At 71.3% G+C, this 1,832-nt stretch carries 1 protein-coding gene; it reads right to left on the bottom strand.

Features of this window, described 5'->3' with window-relative positions:
* Positions 1-1,832, bottom strand: a 1,832-nt coding sequence (gene glgX / locus E2651_RS42975) for a glycogen debranching protein GlgX (RefSeq protein ID WP_135336692.1), incomplete at both ends; no start/stop codon positions are given.

The raw sequence follows: 1,832 nt of genomic DNA, 5'->3' as shown, positions 1-1,832 counted from the left end.
CGGGAATGTCCCGCCCCGACAGATACATCCCCAGCGTCGCCGCGGGCGCGTACCAGTCCGCCTCCGTCATCTCCTCGCCCCGCGCCGTGAACCACGCCAGATCCCGCAGCCCGTCGACGGAATGCGCACGGCCGGAGAAGAAGGCCCGCCGCCGCAGCACGGGATGCGCGTGGCGCAGCGCGATCAGACGGGACGTCAGGTCGAACAGCGCCCGCCATCCCGGATCCTCAAGGAGGCCCCAGTCCAGCCAACTGACCTCGTTGTCCTGGCAGTACGCGTTGTTGCTGCCCCGCTGCGTACGCCCCATCTCATCGCCCGCGACCAGCATCGGCACCCCGGTGGACAGCAGCAGCGTCGTCAGCAGGTTGCGCAGCTGCCGGCGGCGCACCTCCGTCACCCGCGCGTCCCCCGTCTCGCCCTCCGCGCCGCAGTTCCAGGAGCGGTTGTCGTCCGAGCCGTCCCGGTTGCCCTCGCCGTTGGCCTCGTTGCGCTTGCGCTCGTAGGAGACGAGGTCCCGCAGCGTGAACCCGTCGTGCGCCGTCACGAAGTTCACCGACGCGTACGGCCGCCGCCCGCCCCAGGCGTAGAGGTCGCTCGACCCGGAGAGCCGGTAGCCCAGATCCCGCACATCGGGCAGCGCGCCCCGCCAGAAGTCCCGTACCGCGCCCCGGTATCGGTCGTTCCACTCCGTCCACAGGGGAGGGAACGCCCCCACCTGATAGCCGCCGGACCCCACGTCCCACGGCTCGGCGATCAGCTTCACCCGCCGCAGGACCGGGTCCTGCGCGATCACCGCCAGGAAGGGCGAGAGCATGTCGACGTCGTGGAAGGAGCGAGCCAGCGCCGCCGCGAGGTCGAAGCGGAAGCCGTCCACGCCCATCTCCGTCACCCAGTAGCGAAGGGAGTCCGTGATCAGGCGCAGGACGTGCGGCTGGACGACCTGGAGCGTGTTCCCGCACCCCGTGTAGTCCGCGTACCGCCGCGCGTCGGACGGCTGGAGCCGGTAGTAGCCGCGGTTGTCGATGCCCTTCAGGGACAGCATCGGGCCCAACTCGCCCGCTTCCGCCGTGTGGTTGTAGACCACGTCCAGGATCACCTCGATCCCGGCCTCGTGCAGCGCCCGCACCATCCGCTTGAACTCGCCGACCTGCTGGCCCGTCGTCCCCGACGCCGCGTACGCCGCGTGCGGGGCGAAGTAGCCGATCGAGTTGTAGCCCCAGTAGTTCTTCAGGCCCCGGCGCAGCAGATGGTCCTCGTGCGCGAACTGGTGGACGGGCAGCAGCTCCACCGCCGTCACACCCAGGCGTACGAGATGGTCGATCGCCGCCGGATGCGCCAGCCCCGCGTACGTACCGCGGAGTTCCTCCGGTATCCCGGGGTGCAGTTTGGTGAAGCCGCGCACGTGCACCTCGTAGATGACCGAGTCCGCCCAGGGCGTCTTGGGGCGCCGGTCGTCGGTCCACTCGTCGTCCGGCGCGTCGTCGTGCACGACCACGCCCTTGGGGACGTACGGCGCGGAGTCCCGGTCGTCCCGCACAGTGTCGGCCACCTGCTGCTGCGGCCAGTCCCGCACATGCCCGTACACCTCGGGCGGCAGGCCGCTCGCGCCGAAGTCGCCGTCCACCGCACGCGCGTACGGGTCGAGGAGCAGCTTCGCCGGGTTCCAGCGGGCGCCCGTCCAGGGGTCCCAGCGGCCGTGCACGCGATAGCCGTAGCGCTGCCCCGGACGGACTCCGGGCACGAAGCCGTGCCAGATCTCGTGCGTCAGCTCGGTCAGCGGGCAGCGCGTCTCGATGACCCCGCCGCCCCCGCCGCTCCCGTCGCTCCCGTCG

Origin of the sequence: Streptomyces sp. MZ04 (assembly GCF_004684775.1) — a bacterium.
Classification (GTDB): domain Bacteria; phylum Actinomycetota; class Actinomycetes; order Streptomycetales; family Streptomycetaceae; genus Streptomyces.
Note: the sequence above shows the minus strand (reverse complement) of the source record. Positions and strands in the feature narration are given on the sequence as shown.